This is a genomic window from Deltaproteobacteria bacterium (assembly GCA_016874755.1).
GTDB lineage: Bacteria > Desulfobacterota > Binatia > UBA9968 > UBA9968 > DP-20.
The window spans coordinates 48,760-66,916 of the sequence record VGTH01000012.1 but is presented as its reverse complement, the minus strand read 5'-3'; the positions used below and the strand labels follow the sequence as shown (position 1 = coordinate 66,916).

Sequence of the window (18,157 nt, the reverse complement as noted above, 5' to 3'; positions counted from 1 at the left end):
ACAGCGTTGCGTATAATTGACAAAGCGATGAGGTTTAAGGTTTAGCCATGTCAGTTCAACCCGCACGCCGATGTTTTTCTGTAGAGGAATACCACCGCATGGGCGCGGCGGGAATTTTTTCCGAGGATGATCGCGTTGAATTGATCGAAGGTGAAATCCTGAAAATGAGCCCCATAGGTAGCCTTCATGTCGCGGTAGTAAATCGTACGCACAGAGAGTTTGACCGCCAGCTCGGTGATCGGGCGATTGTCAGCGGCCAAAATCCAATTTTGCTCAATGATTTCTCGGAACCGCAGCCTGACATCGCCGTTCTCCAACCGCGTGACGATTTTTATGCAAGCGAGTTGTCGAAGGTTGCGGATGTCCTGCTAGTCGTTGAAGTAGCCGACACAACTGTTACGTATGACCGCGAAACAAAATTTCCTGCTTACGCCCGTGCCGGCATTGCCGAAGCATGGCTGGCCGATCTTCCCGCCGAATGCATCGAAAAGCATACTGATCCCGTTGACGGGGTTTATCGCAAAATCGAAAAATTTCGCCGCAGCGACACGATAGCATCCAGCAGCGTGCCCGGTCTGGTTGTCGCCGTCGAGAAGATTCTCGGCTAGTCGTTCAACTTCACAACGCGCAAACCACAATCGAGGTGCCGCGGCGAAGCTTGCGTTTGTCGTGCAGCCCGGGAATTCGCCGAACGGAGGCTCACTGTCCGACGCCGGGGCGCAAATCCGGGGCACCGATCCGGGACGGACGTGATTTAGTTGACTAAGTCGCAGGGGTACGCACGGTGGAGGAGTTGAACTATAGTTTGTCACATTGGCCAACTCGGACCCCGTCTGGAGGCCGGAAACGCTTTGGGTACGAACACGTGCCGGAAAACGACCAAATTTGGATCGTTGGCACAACAAGGACGCAGAGAACGCGATGAGCGCATATTTGAAAAGCACTGGACACGCGTTAGATCCCGCGGGATTGTTAGCGCCACCGCCGTCGGCGTTTATTGACTAACAGCACGGCAGCGGATTTTCGATCAAGTTATAAACATGATCGAAAGTCACGTCGTTGATGCGCGCCAGGATTTTGAAAGTCTTGGGCGGCTCGTTTTTCAGAAACACCATCAGCGCGGTTTCCACCGGCGGGCAGCCGGCCTTCACGCAGGGGACTTCTTTGACGACGATGGGGGCGTCGGGTGGGAAGGTGAGGATCGTCTGCACCCAATAGCGAATCTGATCGAGGGTAAACTTCGAGACATCTTGTTTCTTGCCGTATGGGTCGACGTCGTCCGCCGAGGCGTATTCGCCGTCGTTGGTGATGCAATCCATGAAACCCTTGGTGATTTTTTCTTTGTCGAGGTCGCGGCCGATGAAGACCAGGCGGTTCACGCGGTCTTCGGTTTCGGCCCACGCTCTCCCTGGGCGGCCTTCAAAAAGCAAATGCACGCCTTGGAAAACGAACTGATCGGGGTCTTTGCGCAGATTCAAAATGCCCTTCATGCGCATGATGCGCTCGCCGAATTCGGCGAGCAGCTCGCGGAACCATTGGCTGATTTTGACGCCGTCTAAATCGCCCGGCACCTCGATGGCGACGGTTTCGATGTCTTCGGTGTGGGCGTGATGGTGGTCGTGCTTGGCGGCTTTGATCTCCAGGTCCAGGGCGCGCAGATCGAGCACCAAGTTGATGTCGATGTCGGAATTGCGCGTCTGGCAGACGCGCGCCGCGCCGTTTAAGTTGCGCAGTTTGAATTCTAATTCCGGCAGATCTTCGGGGTTGATGAGATCGATCTTGTTGAGCAGCACCATGTCGGCGAAGGCGATCTGTTCCTTGGCCTCAGGGTTGGTGCCGAGCTGCTGAAAAATATGCTTGGCGTCCACCACCGTGACGACGCCGTTGAGCGCATATTCGCTCTTGATCTGGTCGTCGACAAAAAAGCTTTGCACCACCGGCGCCGGGTCGGCGAGACCGGTGGTTTCGATCATCAGCGTGTCGAACTTCTCCCGGTGCTCCAAGAGCTGAAAGAGGCTTTTCAGTAAATCGCCGCGCACGCTGCAGCAGATGCAGCCGTTGCTCATTTCGACGACTTCCTGATCAGAAGAAATCAAAAGATGGTGGTCGATGCCGACCTCGCCAAACTCGTTGACGATCACGGCGACGCGCCGCCCGTGGTCAGCCGTGAGGATGCGGTTGAGCAGAGTTGTCTTGCCGGCGCCAAGAAACCCGGTCAGCACGGTTACAGGTACACGTTGGTCTTCAGCCATAGAATGTTTTTCTCCTAGTTGCCGAAAAAATAACAACGCCTTTCGGTTGAGTCAACTTTGATACGATTGTATATCAAGGTCTTCCAACGGAGGTTCGGCGGCATGAAACTCAAAGGCAAAGTCGCTTTCGTCACCGGTTTTGGTTCAGGTCTGGGTCAGGCGATCGCGCTGATGTTTGCCAAAGAGGGCGCCGCCGTAGGTGGCACTTCGACGACCGAATCGAAGGGGCTGGAAACCGTGGCGCTGATCGAACGCGCCGGCGGCAAAGCCTTCTTCCGGGCTGGCAACGTGGGCAATTACAAACAAATGCAATCGTTTATCGACGAAACCGCGCAGCGATTTGGCGGTCTAGACATTCTCGTCAACAGCGCCGGCGTGCGCACCAACGGCAGCATCACCGACATTACCGAAGACGATTGGGACCGAACCCTCGATGCCAATTTGAAAGGCGCGTTTGTCACCTCGCGCATCGCCATTCCGTATATGCAGCAGCGTGGCGGCGGGGTGATCCTCCATATCGCGGCGCGCTCGGGCATGCTTGGCCAGGCGGGGCGCGCCGCCTACTGTGCATCAAAAGGGGGCTTGGTGCGATTGACTGAAGCGATGGCCGGCGACCACGCCAAGGACAAGATTAGAGTGAACTGCATCTGTCCCGGCCCGACGCGCACGCCGATGGTGGATACGTCGACGCCGGAGAAGCTGGCGCGCTACAAAACCCGCGTGCCGCTGGGCCGCATCGGCGAGCCGGAGGATGTTGCGTACGCCGCGGTTTATCTGGCATCGGATGAGGCCTCGTTCGTCACTGCCGCCATCCTGCCGGTGGACGGCGGACAGCGCTTGATGGGACCGTAGGCAGGACCGAAAAATTGGCAACGGGAAAAAATCGGAAACGAATGTTTCGGTAAAACGGATGCTTGCAACCCTTGCGCGGTAATTGGTGTAGGAAGAGGCAATGATCGAGCTCCGACCTTTAGGCATCGAAGACTACGTTGAGCGTTACAGCAAGCCACTCTCAAGCTCCTTGGAAAAACTCTGGCTTGAAACCTTCAATATGGGGCACAGCACGAAGATGATGGGCTGGGCCTTGGAAGCCGAGTTTCTCAAGATGCTCGTGCTAATGACCGGCGCGCGGCGCATCATGCAGCTCGGGCTGTTCACGGGTTTCAGCGCGCTGGCATTTGCCGAAGCGCTGCCGCGCGGCGGCACGGTGATCGCCTGCGATACCAATCGCGAGACCACCGACTTTGCCAAGCACTATTTCGCCGAAACCCAGCACGGCGAGAAGATTCAACTGAAACTGCTGCCGGCGCTCACCTTCCTCAAGGTTGTCACCGGGCCTTTCGACATCTGCCACATTAACGCCGATCGCGAGAACTACGGCGCCTACTACGATGCCTGTGTCGACTTGGTGCGGCCGCGCGGCTTGATCGTCATCGACAACATGGTCCAAAGCGGCAAGGTCCTCGACCCCAGAGATCCGGGGGTGGCTGAAGTCAATGCACTGAATAAAAAGATTCGCGACGATGCGCGGGTGGAGAATGTCTTATTGCCCGTGCGCGACGGCTTGATGCTGGTGTACAAAGTCTAACGGGTTAACTCGTTCCAGCTGTTCCAGCCGTTGCGGAAATCTGCGGTAAGGGCGCGATTCAGCGCGCCCGGTTTTCCTTGGATAGCTGCGTCAGCACATCGGTTAAGTCTTCCGGCAGCGAAGCGTGCCAATTCTTTTTCTTTCCGCCATAAGCCAGCGACAAATTCGCCGCGTGCAGGAACTGGCGCTTCAAACCATAGTCTTTGCGAAATCGGCGGTTGAAGGCGAAGTCGCCGTGGCGCTCGTCCATGACCACCGGATAGCCCAGCTTGGCGAAGTGGAGGCGAATCTGATGCATTCTGCCGGTGTCGATCCGAGCTTCCACCAGTGTCGTTTCAGCGAATTTTTGAATTGTCTTGTAATGGGTGACCGCATGCACCGGCTGGTCGTCGCGGCCCGGCAGCGGGAAGTCGATGGTTCCCGAGGGCTGTGGCAGCCGACCGGACACCAGCGCGATATAGATTTTCTCAACTCTCTTCGTCTCGAAGAGTCCTTCAAGGGTCTCTTTGGATTGGTCATTTTTGGCTACTAGCAATAGCCCGGAAGTATCTTGATCGATGCGGTGCACCAGCCGCGGTCGCATAGGCTGCGCGCGATATTGCGCTTCCAAGATGCCGATCACGGTGTCGCGGCGCTGGATACCGCTCGCTTCGTGCACCGCCAGCCCGGCAGGCTTGTCGATGATGAGAATCTCGTTGTCTTCGAAGACGATCGGCAGTGGCGTTTTCACTGCAACGGAGCGGCCGGATTTGGTCTGGGCTTCGAACTGAATGTAGAGTTGCACGCTGTCGCCTGAGCGGACTAGGCAATTCGGCCTGACTCTTTGACCATTGACGCGGACAGCGTTTTTGCGAAACAATTTTCTGACGTAACCGATGGGAAATTCTTTCTTGAGAAAATTCTCTAGTTTCTTGCCGTTGTCGGCGGGCGTGATCTCGATTTGGCGCATCGCACTAAAGTCATAGCTGGTGGCCCCATTGGGGGCAAGGGAAAGTTTGGCCATATTTGCAATTCTTTAGGGATTAAGATAAGTTACGGCCGCAGCGTACTAGTTTGTGGGCACATCTTGCGGTGTGCCTTGGTGAGGTTGTCATTGAGCCGTAATGAGTCGGTCGATGCCCTTCGAAAAAAGATCGATCAGATTGATGGAAAGATAGTCGCCCTGCTAAACGACCGGGCCAGCCTGGCCCGCAGGATTGGTCAGACCAAGAGTTTAAGCAACGCTCCTGTCTACGTTCCTCATCGCGAACAAGAAGTCTTACAACACGCCGCCGAGTTGAGCCGCGGCCCGCTCTCTGCCACCGCCATTCGTTCCGTCTTTCGCGAAATCGTTTCCGGCTGCCGCTCCCTCGAAGCGCCGATGAAAGTGGCATTTTTCGGTGCCGAGGCGACCTACAGCCATTTGGCCGCGCGGGAGAAGTTCGGTGCTTCGACGACGTTGTTGCCGACGGCGAGCATACCGCAGGTGTTTCAGGAAGTGACCCAGGGACGCACCGCTTTTGGCGTGGTGCCGATCGAAAATTCCACCGAAGGTGTGGTCGCGCACACGCTCGATTGCTTGGTCGATTCCGAGCTGCAGATCTGCGCCGAGATTTTTCTCGACATTCACCACAATCTGCTGTCAAAGAGCGGCCGCGCCGAAGACGTGCGGCGGATTCTGTCCCATCCGCAGGCGCTGGCGCAATGCCGCGGTTGGTTGACCAGCCGTTTTCCCAACGTTGCGGTGGAAGAAGTTGCCAGCACGGCGCACGCCGCGCAAACGGCGGCGCAGGACGGCGCGGTGGCTGCGGTCGCTAGCGCGATGGCGAAGGAAGTCTACGATCTGAAAGCGGTGGCGGCCAATATCGAGGACCGCAGCAACAACATCACGCGCTTTCTCGTCATCGGCAAAATGCAGACGAGCCCGAGCCGCGACGACAAGACTTCGCTGGTCTTTTCGGTGAAGGACAAGCCGGGGGTGCTCTATCGCATGCTTCAGCCCTTCGCCAAAAGCCGCATCAATCTGAGCAAGATCGAATCGCGGCCGCTCAAGAACAAACCTTGGGAATATATGTTCTTCCTCGACATGCGCGGCCATCGCGAGCAGGGAACGGTGAAGCGCGCGATCGCGACGTTGGAAAAAAACTGCACGTTCTTGAAAATCTTAGGTTCCTATCCGAGCGGTGTATGAAGATCATCGAACAAGTACCCGAATACATCCGCTCGTTGATTCCCTACGAGCCCGGCAAGCCGATCGAAGAGGTCGAGCGCGAATACGGCATTGCCCACTCGGTTAAGCTGGCGTCCAACGAAAATCCCTTGGGCCCTTCGCCCAAAGCTCTAGCCGCTATGCGCGCCAAGCTCGAGCAACTGCATCTTTATCCCGACGGAGATTGTTTCTATTTGAAGCAGGGCTTGGCGCGGAAACTCGGGGTTGCACCGGAGACGTTGATGTTCGGCAACGGCTCCAATGAGATCATCGAGCTGGCGGTGCGGACCTTTCTACGCGCCGGCGACGAAGCGGTGATGGCGGCACAGGCGTTCGTGGTCTATCAGCTCATCGTGCAAGCGGTGGGCGGCAAGAGCAAACAGGTGCCGCTGAAGAATTTCACCCACGATTTAGCAGGCATTGCCGATGCGATCACAGCTAACACTCGAATTGTGTTTCTGGCCAATCCGAACAATCCCACCGGGACGATTGTTCGCCGCACCGAGTGGGAAGCGTTTCTGAAAAGAGTTTCGCCGGACATTTTGTTGATCGTCGATGAAGCCTATTTTGAATATGTCCAAGATTCGGAGTATCCCGACTCGCTGCGCTATCACGAAGCCGGGCGGGCGATCCTGACGCTGCGAACTTTCTCTAAGCTCTACGGCCTTGCGGGTCTGCGGGTTGGCTACGGCGTGGCGCCCAAAGAAATTATCGCCATGATGCAGCGGGTGCGCCAGCCCTTCAATGTCAACGCGGTGGCGCAGTGGGCCGCCTTAGCGGCGTTGGATGACGGCGAGCATGTGCAGCGCAGTCTCGAAGTAAACGCCAAGGGGTTGCAGTTTTTGGCGGGTGAATTCAAGCGGCTCGGTCTCGATTATGTGCCGAGCCATGGCAACTTTGTGCTGGTGCGGGTCGGCAAGGGCCAAGAGGTTTTCACCGCGCTGCTCAAGCGCGGTGTGATTGTGCGGCCCATGGGCGGCTACAAATTTCCTGAACATGTGCGCGTTACCGTCGGCACCGAAGTAGAGAATCGCAAGTTTATTGACGCATTGGCGCAGATTATCAAGGCGAGCTAGGAGTTTTCGTTGGCTGTCATGTTTCGCAAAATGGTCGTGGCGGGGGTCGGGCTGATCGGCGGCTCGCTGGCGCTGGATATGCGCCGGCGCAAATTGGTCAAACAAGTCGTCGGCTACGGCCGCACCGAAGAGAATCTCAAGGTCGCCAAGAAGGCGCGTTTGATCGACAGCTATTTTCTGCGTGAGGCGGAGATTCCGACCGATACCGATTTCCTAATGCTCGGTACGCCGGTGCAAACCATCGTGCCGTTGACCGAAGCGTTTCTGCCGAGATTGCAGCCAGGATGCATCGTCAGCGACGTCGGCAGCGTCAAGGCGGAGATCGTGCGCGGCATGGAAAAGATTCTGCCGCCGGACATTCACTTTGTTGGCGCCCATCCGATCGCCGGCAGCGAGCAGTGGGGTGCCCAGGCGGCGCGCGCCGATCTCTACGTCAATAAGCGTTGTATTCTAACGCCGACGCGCCGCACCGATCCTGCGGCTTTAAAAAAAATGGAGCTTCTATGGCGCCGCGTCGGTGCTAAAGTGCAAACCATGGACGCGGTGCAGCACGACAAGGTTTTGGGGATTGTCAGCCACTTGCCCCATGTGGTCGCCTACGCTTTGGTGAACGCCCTTGACCAGACCAAGATCGATGGCATCGATCTAAAAACCTATTGCGCTGGCGGCTTCAAAGACATCACGCGCATCGCCGGCAGCCGGCCCGAGCTGTGGCGCGACATCTGTTTGTCGAATCGCAAGGCGGTGTCACAGTCCTTGGGCAATTACATTCGCAACTTGGAAAAGTTGAAGCGTGCCATCGATGGTGGCAGAGGCGCAGTCCTGGAGAAGGTTTTCGCCCGGGCGCAAACAGTGCGGGAAAGTATTGGCTAAATGAAGCGCATCGAGCCAATCAAGAAACCGCTGCGCGGCACGATCACAGTGCCGGGCGATAAGTCCATCGCCCACCGCGCGGTAATCTTGGGCAGCATCGCCAAGGGCGCGACGCGGGTTTTCAATCTGTCCGGCGGCGACGACAACTCGCGCACGGTCAAGGCGTTTCGCCGGATGGGTGTGGCGATCGAGCGGCAAGGTGAAGCGCTAGTCATCGAAGGCAAAGGCTGGGGCGGCCTGCGCCCGCCTGCGGCGGCGATCGACTGCGGCAACTCCGGCACGACCATGCGGCTCATGTCGGGCCTGCTGGCCGGGCGGCCCTTTCACAGCGAACTGGACGGCGACGGCTCGTTGCGCCAACGGCCGATGCAGCGGGTGATCGATCCACTATCGCGCATGGGTGCGAAGATTCGCAGCAAGACCGCTAACGGTCTGGCGCCGCTGGAGATCGACGGCGGCGGCCTGCGCGGCATCGAATATCCTATGCCGATCGCCAGCGCGCAGGTAAAGTCGGCGCTTTTGCTGGCGGCGCTGCAAGCCGCCGGGACCACCGTCGTGCAGGAGCCGCTGCGCTCGCGCGATCACACCGAAGTCATGCTGCGCGGTTTTGGCGCGCAGCTAGGCGTCGAGGGCAAGGTCATTACTTTGGCTGGTGGGCAAGAGTTGACGGGCCAGGAGGTGCGCATCCCCGGCGATATCTCTTCGGCGGCGTTTTTTCTCGTCGCCGCTGCTTTGGTGCCGGGCTCCGATGTGACGATTACCAACGTCGGCTGTAATCCGACCCGCGACGGTGTGCTGGAGCTCTTGCAGCAGATGGGCGCAAAAGTCGAAAAGCAAAACGTCCGCAGCGCCGCCGGCGAAGCGGTCGCCGATCTGCGCGTGATCGGCAGCGCGCTGCACGGCATCGACGTCGGTGCCGACTATGTCGCGCGCACCATCGATGAATATCCGATACTCGCCATCGCCGCCGCGCTGGCCAGGGGCAAGACGACGTTCTCGGATATTCATGAGCTGCGCTACAAGGAATCGGATCGCATTGCCGCCATGACCGAGGGGCTGCGCCGGCTGGGCGTGCAAGTCGATGAACGCGAAGATGCCATGACCATACATGGCGCGGAATCGGTGCGCGGCGGCGCGGTGCGCAGCTTTGCCGACCATCGCGTGGCGATGTCTTTCGCCATCGCCGCTTTGGTTGCGCAAGACGCGGTGGCGATCGACGATGCCGCCTGCGCCGATATTTCGTTTCCGACATTTTTCGATTTGCTGGGGCAGATTTGTTTGCAATAAACCGAGATACAGAGGATAGTCCCTGCGGAAAAGGTGCGAGCTTGATTGTCGCAATCGACGGTCCTTCAGGGGCGGGCAAGAGCACGTTGGCAAAGCGATTAGCCAGGGAGTTGGGGTTTATCTATCTCGACACCGGCGCCATGTATCGCGCTCTGGCATTGCAAGTGTTGCGTCGAGGTGTGGATTTGGCGGATGATGGGGCCATGACCCAACTGGTGGCGGATTCCTCCATCGATTTGGCCGAACGGGACGGCCGGCTCGAAGTGTACCTGGATGGCGAAGAGGTTTCAGGGCTGATTCGCACTCCCGAAGTCAGTCAGATGGCTTCCAAAGCATCGGCGTTAAAAATTGTCCGCCAGCGCATGCTTGAGTTGCAGCGTGCATTGGGCATGCGCGGCAACGTGGTGGCCGAGGGCCGCGACGTCGGCACGGTGGTATTTCCCGAAGCCGAGGTGAAAATCTTTCTCGACGCCTCGCTGCGCGAGCGCGCGCGCCGGCGCTTCGAGGAGCTGCAAAAGGCCGGGCGCTCGGTGAGTTTTTCCGACACTCTGGCCGAAATGGAAGAGCGCGACCGGCGCGACACTGAACGCGACATCGCACCGCTGCGGCGGGCTGACGACGCTCTCGCCATCGATTCATCATCGCTCGATGCCGACAGCGTGGCTCGTCAGGTAGTTGCGGCAATACAACACAAGGCACTAGCAAACTAACAAGATCGGAGTTCTGGTTCATGGCTGAAAAGCAAGAAGACAATACCGGCGCGACTGCAGGCGGCGCCAACGAGTTTGAAGCACTCTTTGAGGAAAGCTTGCGCACGGTTAAGCCCGGCGGGGTGGTCAAAGGCCGCGTGGTGGGCATCACCTCCACCCACGTCCTGATCGACGTCGGTTACAAGTCCGAGGGGCCAATCCCCATTCAGGAGTTCAGCGATCGCCAGGGCAACGTGCAAACCCATGTCGGCGACGAAGTCGACGTCTATTTCGATTCGTCGGAGGCCGAGAACGGCGGCATTGTGCTGTCGCGCCAGCGCGCCGAGAGCATGAAGATTTGGGAAGACATCGAAAAGGCGTTTAACGAGGGGCGCGGTATCGAAGGGCACATCGTCGGTAAGGTCAAGGGTGGTTTCAAGGTCGACGTCGGCGTGCCGGCCTTCCTGCCGGGGTCACATGTCGACATTCGTCCCAACCGCAACCTCGATAAGTTCATCGGCACCACCGACCGGTTCGCGGTGGTGAAGTTCAACCGGCCGCGCGGCAACGTCGTGGTGTCGCGCCGCGCCCTGCTCGAAAAGGAGCGCGACTCGCTCAAACACGAAATCCTCAAAGTGCTCGAAGAGGGCGTGATTCTCGAAGGCACGGTGAAGAACATCACCGGCTACGGCGCCTTTGTCGACTTGGGCGGCATCGACGGCATCCTGCACATCAGCGACATGTCCTGGGGCCGCATCAATCATCCGTCTGAGATCGTCCAGGTGGGCGAGAAGATCAAAGTCGTGGTGCTCAAGTTCGACTCGGAAAAAGAACGCATCTCGCTCGGCATGAAGCAGCTCACCCTCGATCCTTGGCACACCGTGGCGGAAAAATATCCGGTGGGCACGCGCATCCAGGGCAAAGTCATCAGCTTGATGGACTACGGCGCCTTCGTCGAATTGGAGAGCGGCATCGAAGGGTTGATCCATGTTTCAGAAATGTCCTGGACCAAAAAGGTCGCCCATCCGTCGAAGCTCTTGCAGGTGGGCCAAAACGTCGAGGTGGGGGTGCTGAACGTCGACCCCAATCACCGGCGCATCTCGCTCGGCTTGAAGCAAGTGATGGCCAACCCGTGGGAAGAAGCCAAGGAGAAATACCCGGTGGGCACCGTCATCAAAGGCCCGGTGCGCAACATCACCGATTTCGGGATTTTCGTCGGCATCGAAGAGGGCATCGACGGCTTGGTGCATATCTCCGACTTGCATTGGACCAAGAAAATCAAACACCCCTCCGAGCTGTTCAAGAAAGGCGACATCGTCGAAGCCAAAGTGCTGGGCATCAACGTCGAGAATGCGCGTTTTTCGCTCGGCATCAAGCAGATGGCGCCGGACCCCTGGAAAATGGTTTCGGACCGCTATCCGGCGGGCTCCAAGGTCAAAGGGCAAGTTACCAGCGTACCCGACTTCGGCGTCTTTGTGCGCATCGAGGAAGGCGTCGAAGGGTTGATCCATGTCTCCCAGCTCAGCACCGAGCGGGTCGATAAGCCGTCGACGTTATATAAAGTCGGCGACGAGGTCGAAGCCGAGGTCATGAATATCGATCTGCATGAGCGGAAAATCGCCCTCAGCGTGCGCGCCCTGCGCCGCACCGAAGAGCGCCAGGAGATGGAAAACTATCTTAAGCGGGAAAAGGAAGGCGGCCGCTTCTCTTTCGAGACCTTGCTCAATGATGAGCTGCGGCTGGACCGGGACGAAGAGGGTCCGGGGCGCAAAGGGCGTTAGGGCTTCTGCCGGCACGTTAACCGATGGCGTCTAAGCATCCGATCCTCAGAGTGCTGGGTATCCTCGCGGTTTTTATCCTGGTGGTTTTCACTGCGACATTCTTTTACGCCTATTTAACCGGCGGCGAATCGCGCACCCTCGCGCTGCTTTCCGGCGACGGTGTTGGCGTGCTGCAAGTGCAAGGCGCCATCGAGGATTCCCACGAAGTGCTGCGCGAGTTGAAGCGATTCAAAGAAGCGCCGTGGATCAAGGCGGTGGTGGTGCGCATCGATTCGCCGGGTGGGGCGGTGGCGCCGACCCAGGAAATTTTTGAAGAAATTTTGAAAGCCAGAAAAGCCAAGCCGTTGATCGCCTCCTTGGGGAGCACCGCGGCCTCCGGCGGCTACTACATCGCCGCAGCGTGCGAAAAAATTGTCGCCAACCCGGGCAGCCTGACCGGCTCCATCGGCGTGATCATGCAGCTCAATAACGTTGAAGAGCTGATGAAAAAGATCGGCGTCAAGGGGCTCAACATCAAAAGCGGCGTCAACAAAGATATCGGTTCGCCCTTCGCGCCGCTCTCGGTCGAGGGGCGCGAAATCCTGCAATCGCTGGTCGACAACGTGCACAGCCAATTCGTCAGCGCGGTGGCCAAGGGACGCAATCTCGATGAAGGTCAGGTCCGGCGGCTCGCCGACGGCCGGATTTACTCCGGCGCCCAGGCCAAAGAGCTGGGTCTGGTCGATCAATTAGGCAACCTCGAAGACGCCATTGAGCTTGCCGCTAAGCGCGGCGGTGTCGGCGCCCATCCGAGCGTCTACTATTCGCGCCCAGAGCAGGAACGTTGGTGGGAGCGGATGTTTATGGGGGTGTTTGGAAGAGCGTTTCCGGGGCGGGAGCGCGGTTGGTTGCGCTATGAATGGTCGCCGTCGTTCCTGTAGTGAGCGGCCTGCCAGTCGGTTTGGCTTTTGAGTTTTCTATTGTGTTGTGAGGGGTGCAATGACGAAAAGGGATTTGATCGACGAGGTAAACAAACGCTTTCCTCCTTTATCGCGCCGCGATTCGGAAGTTATTATCAACGCCATTTTCGATTCCATGGTCGACGCTCTGGTGCAGGGCGATCGCATCGAGATTCGCGGCTTCGGCAGTTTTGTGGTTAAACAGCGGCGCGCACGCCAAGGGCGCAACCCCAAAAGCGGTGCGCTGGTTTCAGTGGCTGCCAAACGGGTGCCGTTTTTTAAGGTCGGCAAGGAGCTGCGCCTGCGCGTTGACGGCAAGCCCTATGATCCCGAGGACGGCGACGACGAGGTGTCGGAGTGAAACAGCTCTGGGCGCCCTGGCGCATGACGTACATCGAGCAAGAAACCAAAGAGCTCGGTTGTATTTTTTGCACCAAGCCGCGCGCCGCGGATCTCAGGGAAGCTCTCGTCGTTGCACTGTCCGAGCATTCGGTGGTCATGCTCAATAAGTACCCCTACAACAACGGCCACTTGCTGGTGGCGCCCAAGCGCCACGAAAATCAACTGTCCGGCTTGCCAGCCGCGGAATATGATGACATGAATGAGGCGCTGCGCCATGCCGCCGATATCGTGCGCAAAGTTTTTCATCCGACCGGCATGAACCTCGGCATGAACCTCGGCAAATGCGCCGGCGCGGGCGTCGAAGATCACATGCACTGGCATATCGTGCCGCGTTGGGAAGGGGACACTAACTTTATGCCGGTCCTGGGCGAGACCCGGGTGATGCCGCTGCACCTTTTAGAAAACTACGATCGGTTGAAGCCCTATTTCGAAAATTTTATGAGATAGGGTAGAGTAAAAGCAAGTCCAAAACTTCCCACCATCGACAATCCAAACAAACGTTCAAACAGGAGGCCGGTCCGTGAGCGAGCCAAAAATTTTAGGTGAGTTAAAACAAAGCGGCATCGCGGTGCTGTCGGTGCGCGACGAAATGCGCAAGAACCTGGTGCGTTGCTTGGAAAAAGGCGAACGAATATTGCCGGGCATCGTGGGTTACGACGACACGGTGGTGCCGGATATCGAGAACGCCATTCTCTCCGGCCATCACATGGTGTTTCTCGGCGAGCGCGGCCAGGGCAAGTCGCGCATCATCCGCACGTTGATCAGCCTGCTCGACGAGCGCATTCCGATCGTCAAAGGCTCCGAAGTCAACGATAACCCGTTCAAGCCGATCTCGCGCGCCGCCCGCAAGATGGCCGAAGAGATGGGGGACAAGCTGCCCATCGAATGGATCGATCGCGACACGCGCTACGGCGAAAAGCTTGCCACCCCCGACGTGTCGATCGCCGATCTGGTCGGCGAGATCGATCCGATCAAGGTCGCCGAAGGGCGTTACCTGGCCGACGAGGAGACGATTCACTACGGCTTGGTGCCGCGCACTAACCGCGGCATCTTCGCCATCAACGAGCTGCCTGACCTGACTGAAAAAGTGCAGGTCGGCCTGTTCAACTTGATGGAAGAAAAAGACGTGCAGATCAAAGGCTACAAAATACGCCTGCCCCTCGACGTCGTCATCGTCGCCAGCGCCAACCCGGAAGACTACACCAGCCGCGGCCGCATCATTACGCCGTTGAAGGACCGCTTCGACGTGCAGATCCGGACGCATTACCCGAAAAAAGTCGAAGACGAGTTGGTGATCATGGAGCAGGAAGCGGCCAACGTGGACGACCGCAGCAAGAAGGTCGAAGTGCCGCGTTTCATGAAGGAGATCATCGGCAATCTCACCTTCGAGGCGCGCAAATCCAATGATATCAACCAGTCCTCCGGCGTCAGCGTGCGCGTCACCATCAATAACTACGAAAGCCTGATCAGTAACGCCGAGAAGCGCGCGTTGCGCTGCAAAGAGAACGACATCGTGCCGCGGGTCAGCGATCTGCACGCGCTGCTCGCTTCGACCAACGGCAAGATCGAGATGGAATATGCCGGCGAGGATCGCAAGGAAGAGGAGCTGGTGGAAAAGCTGCTCAACCGTTCCATCGTCAAAGTCTTCGATCAATATTTGAGCCTCAATTCGCTGCAGAAAGTCATCGAGTATTTCAACCAGGGCTGGGGTATCGAGGTGTCAGACACCATGGCGTCGCAGGAATATCTTGAGGACATCAAGCAGGTGCCGGGCCTGAAGGAGGCGATTCGCACCCTGGGCATACCGGAATCGCCTTCGCTGATGGCATCGGCCACCGAGTTTGTTCTCGAAGGGCTGCATTTGCACCAGAAACTGAACAAGGAAGTGGAAGGCGGCCGGGCGCACTACGGCAAATAGAACGCGCCGAGTTTTTTAAGGCGTTATCATGCACATCCGCTACAGCCGCTGGGACGATCGACAGCGCGACTCGCTCAATTCCGACGAGGTCTTCGATCAGCTCAACGAGAACATGAACGACACCGGCGACCTGCAGCAAGCGATGCGCCGCCTGATGCAGAAAGGCATCAAGCGGGGAGAAAAGCAGACCAAGGGCATCGACGATTTGCTGTCGCAGATCGCCAAAGAGATGCGCAAAATGTACGACGAGTACAAGCTCCAGTCCGCCATGGACGAAGTTCAGGAGCAGCTCGATCACGCCCTCGACCAGGAACGGCAGACGCTTGAAGAGCTCGACCAGTCCGGCCAGGACATGCAGTCGAAGAAGCAGTTCTTAAACGACCTGCCGAGCAAAACCAGCGAAGCCGTCGAAAAACTAACTGCTTATAGCTTCGAAAACCCCGACTCGGAAAAAGAGTTTCAGCAGCTGCTGGCGCAACTGGAGCAGATTCGCAAGCTGGAAAATTGGCTGCGCCGCGAGGGCAGTCTGTTCCGCGGCCAAACGCCGATGGACTTCCAACAGTCGCAGGAAATGATGGAGCGCATGGAAGAGCTGCGCCGTTTGGAAGGCCAGCTCTCCAGCATGCAGCTAAAAGACGTCGACAAAGAATTGCTCGAAAAGCTTCTCGGCGGCGACCCCAAGCAGGATTTTGAAGGCATCATGCGCATGCAGTCGCTGCTCGAAGAGGGCGGCTACGTGATGGAGCGGGGCGACCGCTTCGAGCTCACGCCCAAAGGCGTGCGCCGGGTCGGCCAGTTAGCGCTGCGCGATATTTATCAACAGCTGCGGCGCGATGGCATGGGGCGTCACAACACGCGCAACCGCGGCAGCCAAGAGTTGTTGATTGAAACCAGCAAGCCCTACGTCCAGGGCGAGCCGCTCCATATCAACATGATCCAGACGCTCAAGAACGCGCTGTTGCGCGGCGGCGGCGTGCCGGTGCGCATCGGGCCGGGCGATTTCGCGGTCTACGAAACCGAGTACAACACCCGGGCGGCGACGGTATTGCTGCTCGACATGAGTTGGTCGATGAGTTGGGAGGGGCGCTTTGCCGCGGCGAAAAAAGTCGCCCTGGCTATGGAGAGCCTAGTGCGCTCGCTCCACCCGCGCGACTATTTTGGCATCGTCGGTTTCTTTACCCGCGCCGTCGAGCTGAAAGCCAAGGACTTGCCGCAGGCCACTTGGAACATGGGCGACCCGTTTACCAACTTACAAGATGGCCTGCATCTGGCGTCGCAAATGCTCGAGCGGCGTCCGAGCCAAAACCAGCAGATGATCGTCATTACCGACGGCCAGCCGACCGCTTACTGTCGCCAAGGCCGGCTCTACTGCGAATGGCCGCTCAGCTTCGGCGGCATTAGCCAACGGGCAGCCGAAGAAACTTTAAAAGAAGCCGAGCGCATCACCCGCAAAGGCATCACCATTAACACGTTTATGCTCGACGACAGCCCGGTCTTGCGTGGCTTCGTCGACGACCTGACGCGCATCAACAAAGGCCGCGCCTTCTACACCCGGCCGGATCGCTTGGGCGAATACCTGCTAGTCGACTATCTGTCGCATCAGAAGAAGAAAGTATAATTTGCCCACTGACCGTCCCGGCTGATGAGAAGGCGATCATTCTCTGCCGCAGCGGCTCGTCAGCGCGCTTAGCGCGTCATCGATCTTTCCGCCTTGCCGGAGTAGTTGATAAACACAGTTTTTAATTCTGTAAAAAAGTTGAGACCTTCCTCCGCCATCTCGCGCTCGCCGACGCCGGTCGATTTGGTGCCGCCGAAGGGGAGCTGCGCTTCGCCGCCGATGGTCGGCTCGTTGACGTGCACCATGCCGGTCTCGACCTCGTCGACGAAGCGCATGATGGTGTCGATGTTTTCGGTGAAAATCGATGTCGTCAAACCGTACTCGACACCGTTGGCGTAGGTGAGCGCTTCGTCGAGAGTTTTCGCGCTGGTCACCGACAGCACCGGGCCGAAGATCTCTTCTTTGAAAATCCGCATGGTCGGCGCGACGTTATCGAAAATCGTCGGCTCGACGAAGTAGCCTTTGCCGAGATGTTCCGGCTTTCTGCCGCCGAGAACCAATTGGGCGCCTTCCTCCTGGCCGATTTTGATGTAGTCGAAATCGGTGCGCCACTGCTTCTCGTCGACGGCTGGTCCCATATCGACGCTCTCATCGAGACCGGGGCCGACTTTGATTTTGCCGGCGGCTGCGACGAGGCGGTCGAGCAGACTATTTTTTACCTCGGGATGGGCGATCACGCGCGAAGTCGCCGTGCAGCGCTGGCCGGTGGAGCCGAAGGCGCCGCCGTGGATGGCGATGGCGGCTTTGTCCAGGTCCGCATCCGCCATAACGATAACCGCGTTTTTGCCGCCCATCTCGCAGGTGACCTTGGCGCCGCGCTGCGCTGCTTTGACGTAGAGCCCGCCGCCGATCTCGTTGGAGCCGGTAAACGAAATCGCCCGCAGCACCGGCGAATGGACCATCGCTTCACCAACGACGGAGCCCGAGCCGACGATCATGTTGAAAACGCCGGGCGGCAAGCCCGCTTCGGCGTAGATCTCGGTGAGCAGCGTCGCCGTCGCCGGCGTCAGCTCCGCCGGCTTGAAGATGACACAGTTGCCGGCGGCCAGCGCCGGCGCCGATTTCCAGACCGGAATCGCCCAGGGAAAATTCCATGGCGCGATCAGGCCGACGACGCCCAAGGGCTGGCGCACGGTGTACGTAAAAGTATCGCGCGCTTCGGAAGGCAGCGTCTTGCCGTGCATGCGAAAGCCCTCGCCGGCGTAGAACTCCAACAGTGAGATGCCTTTCATCACTTCGCCCTTGGCTTCTTTCAGGACTTTGCCCTCTTCGCGTGTGAGCGCGCGGGCGATCTCGTCGGCGCGCTGGCGCGCAATGTCGGCGGCGCGCCAGAGCACCCGGCCGCGCTCCGGGCCGGGAGTTTTTTTCCAATTGCGAAAGGCCGCCTGCGCGACGTCGATGGCGCGCTGCACGTCCTCAACGGTCGCTGCCGGAAATTCGGCGATCACTTCGTCGGGATTGGCCGGATTTAAGTTGCGCACCAGGCGCGGTGATTTAGGATGGAACCACTTGCCGTCGATATAAGAGCCGGTGTTCATTGAAATTCC

Annotated in this window: 17 protein-coding genes; 14 read left to right on the top strand and 3 right to left on the bottom strand. The window is 58.3% G+C overall.

From position 1 onward, the window contains the following. Positions 1–47: 47 nt before the first annotated feature. On the top strand, positions 48–608 hold the full coding sequence (locus FJ145_09600) for a Uma2 family endonuclease (GenBank protein MBM4261672.1): 561 nt from the start codon (positions 48–50) through the stop codon (positions 606–608). A gap of 393 nt (positions 609–1,001) precedes the next feature. On the opposite strand, the gene FJ145_09595 is transcribed toward FJ145_09600, so the two are convergent. Continuing rightward, the gene (locus tag FJ145_09595) at positions 1,002–2,252 is read right to left on the bottom strand and encodes a GTP-binding protein (protein MBM4261671.1); all 1,251 of its coding nucleotides are present in this window, start codon (positions 2,250–2,252) and stop codon (positions 1,002–1,004) included. A 102-nt stretch (positions 2,253–2,354) separates the two neighbouring features. Between FJ145_09595 and FJ145_09590 the strand changes: the two genes are divergently transcribed. Then, complete coding sequence (locus FJ145_09590; protein MBM4261670.1) at positions 2,355–3,104, top strand: SDR family oxidoreductase; 750 nt, start codon at positions 2,355–2,357, stop codon at positions 3,102–3,104. Positions 3,105–3,204: 100 nt separating this feature from the next. Beyond that, positions 3,205–3,840, top strand: coding sequence for a methyltransferase (locus FJ145_09585; protein MBM4261669.1), 636 nt, complete (start codon positions 3,205–3,207; stop codon positions 3,838–3,840). Positions 3,841–3,898: 58 nt separating this feature from the next. On the opposite strand, the gene FJ145_09580 is transcribed toward FJ145_09585, so the two are convergent. Further along, positions 3,899–4,843, bottom strand: a complete 945-nt coding sequence (locus FJ145_09580; protein MBM4261668.1) for an RluA family pseudouridine synthase — start codon at positions 4,841–4,843, stop codon at positions 3,899–3,901. A 90-nt stretch (positions 4,844–4,933) separates the two neighbouring features. On the opposite strand from FJ145_09580, the gene pheA reads away from it, so the two are divergent. The 11 genes from pheA to FJ145_09525 all read left to right on the top strand — a co-directional run bounded on the left by pheA (position 4,934) and on the right by FJ145_09525 (position 16,610). Continuing rightward, positions 4,934–6,010 (top strand): prephenate dehydratase, encoded by a 1,077-nt coding sequence (gene pheA / locus FJ145_09575; protein MBM4261667.1) that lies wholly within the window; start codon positions 4,934–4,936, stop codon positions 6,008–6,010. After that, positions 6,007–7,104 carry a histidinol-phosphate transaminase gene (locus tag FJ145_09570; protein MBM4261666.1) on the top strand — a complete coding sequence of 366 codons (1,098 nt, stop codon included), beginning with the start codon at positions 6,007–6,009 and terminating at the stop codon, positions 7,102–7,104. The genes pheA and FJ145_09570 overlap by 4 nt, the downstream gene beginning before the upstream one ends. A 9-nt stretch (positions 7,105–7,113) precedes the next feature. Further along, a complete protein-coding gene (locus FJ145_09565; GenBank protein ID MBM4261665.1) occupies positions 7,114–7,977 on the top strand; it encodes a prephenate dehydrogenase/arogenate dehydrogenase family protein in 864 nt (287 codons plus the stop codon). Beyond that, positions 7,978–9,264 (top strand): 3-phosphoshikimate 1-carboxyvinyltransferase, encoded by a 1,287-nt coding sequence (aroA, locus tag FJ145_09560; protein ID MBM4261664.1) that lies wholly within the window; start codon positions 7,978–7,980, stop codon positions 9,262–9,264. It abuts the gene before it with no gap. Between the two features lie 41 nt (positions 9,265–9,305). Next, positions 9,306–9,974, top strand: a complete 669-nt coding sequence (locus tag FJ145_09555; protein ID MBM4261663.1) for a (d)CMP kinase — start codon at positions 9,306–9,308, stop codon at positions 9,972–9,974. 20 nt (positions 9,975–9,994) lie between these two features. Beyond that, positions 9,995–11,734 carry a 30S ribosomal protein S1 gene (locus tag FJ145_09550; protein MBM4261662.1) on the top strand — a complete coding sequence of 580 codons (1,740 nt, stop codon included), beginning with the start codon at positions 9,995–9,997 and terminating at the stop codon, positions 11,732–11,734. 23 nt (positions 11,735–11,757) lie between these two features. Beyond that, positions 11,758–12,654 (top strand): signal peptide peptidase SppA, encoded by an 897-nt coding sequence (gene sppA / locus FJ145_09545; protein ID MBM4261661.1) that lies wholly within the window; start codon positions 11,758–11,760, stop codon positions 12,652–12,654. Positions 12,655–12,712: 58 nt separating this feature from the next. Further along, entirely contained in the window at positions 12,713–13,033 is a 321-nt protein-coding gene (locus FJ145_09540) for an integration host factor subunit beta (GenBank protein MBM4261660.1), read from the top strand. Then, positions 13,030–13,521: an HIT domain-containing protein gene (locus FJ145_09535; GenBank protein ID MBM4261659.1), complete on the top strand. Its 492-nt coding sequence runs from the start codon at positions 13,030–13,032 to the stop codon at positions 13,519–13,521. Before FJ145_09540 ends, FJ145_09535 begins: the two co-directional genes overlap by 4 nt. A gap of 142 nt (positions 13,522–13,663) precedes the next feature. Next, positions 13,664–14,992, top strand: a complete 1,329-nt coding sequence (locus FJ145_09530; protein ID MBM4261658.1) for a magnesium chelatase — start codon at positions 13,664–13,666, stop codon at positions 14,990–14,992. 28 nt (positions 14,993–15,020) lie between these two features. Next, positions 15,021–16,610 carry a VWA domain-containing protein gene (locus tag FJ145_09525; protein MBM4261657.1) on the top strand — a complete coding sequence of 530 codons (1,590 nt, stop codon included), beginning with the start codon at positions 15,021–15,023 and terminating at the stop codon, positions 16,608–16,610. A 68-nt stretch (positions 16,611–16,678) separates the two neighbouring features. Here the strand turns inward: FJ145_09525 and FJ145_09520 are convergent, their stop codons facing one another. Beyond that, complete coding sequence (locus FJ145_09520; protein MBM4261656.1) at positions 16,679–18,148, bottom strand: aldehyde dehydrogenase family protein; 1,470 nt, start codon at positions 18,146–18,148, stop codon at positions 16,679–16,681. Positions 18,149–18,157: the final 9 nt, after the last annotated feature.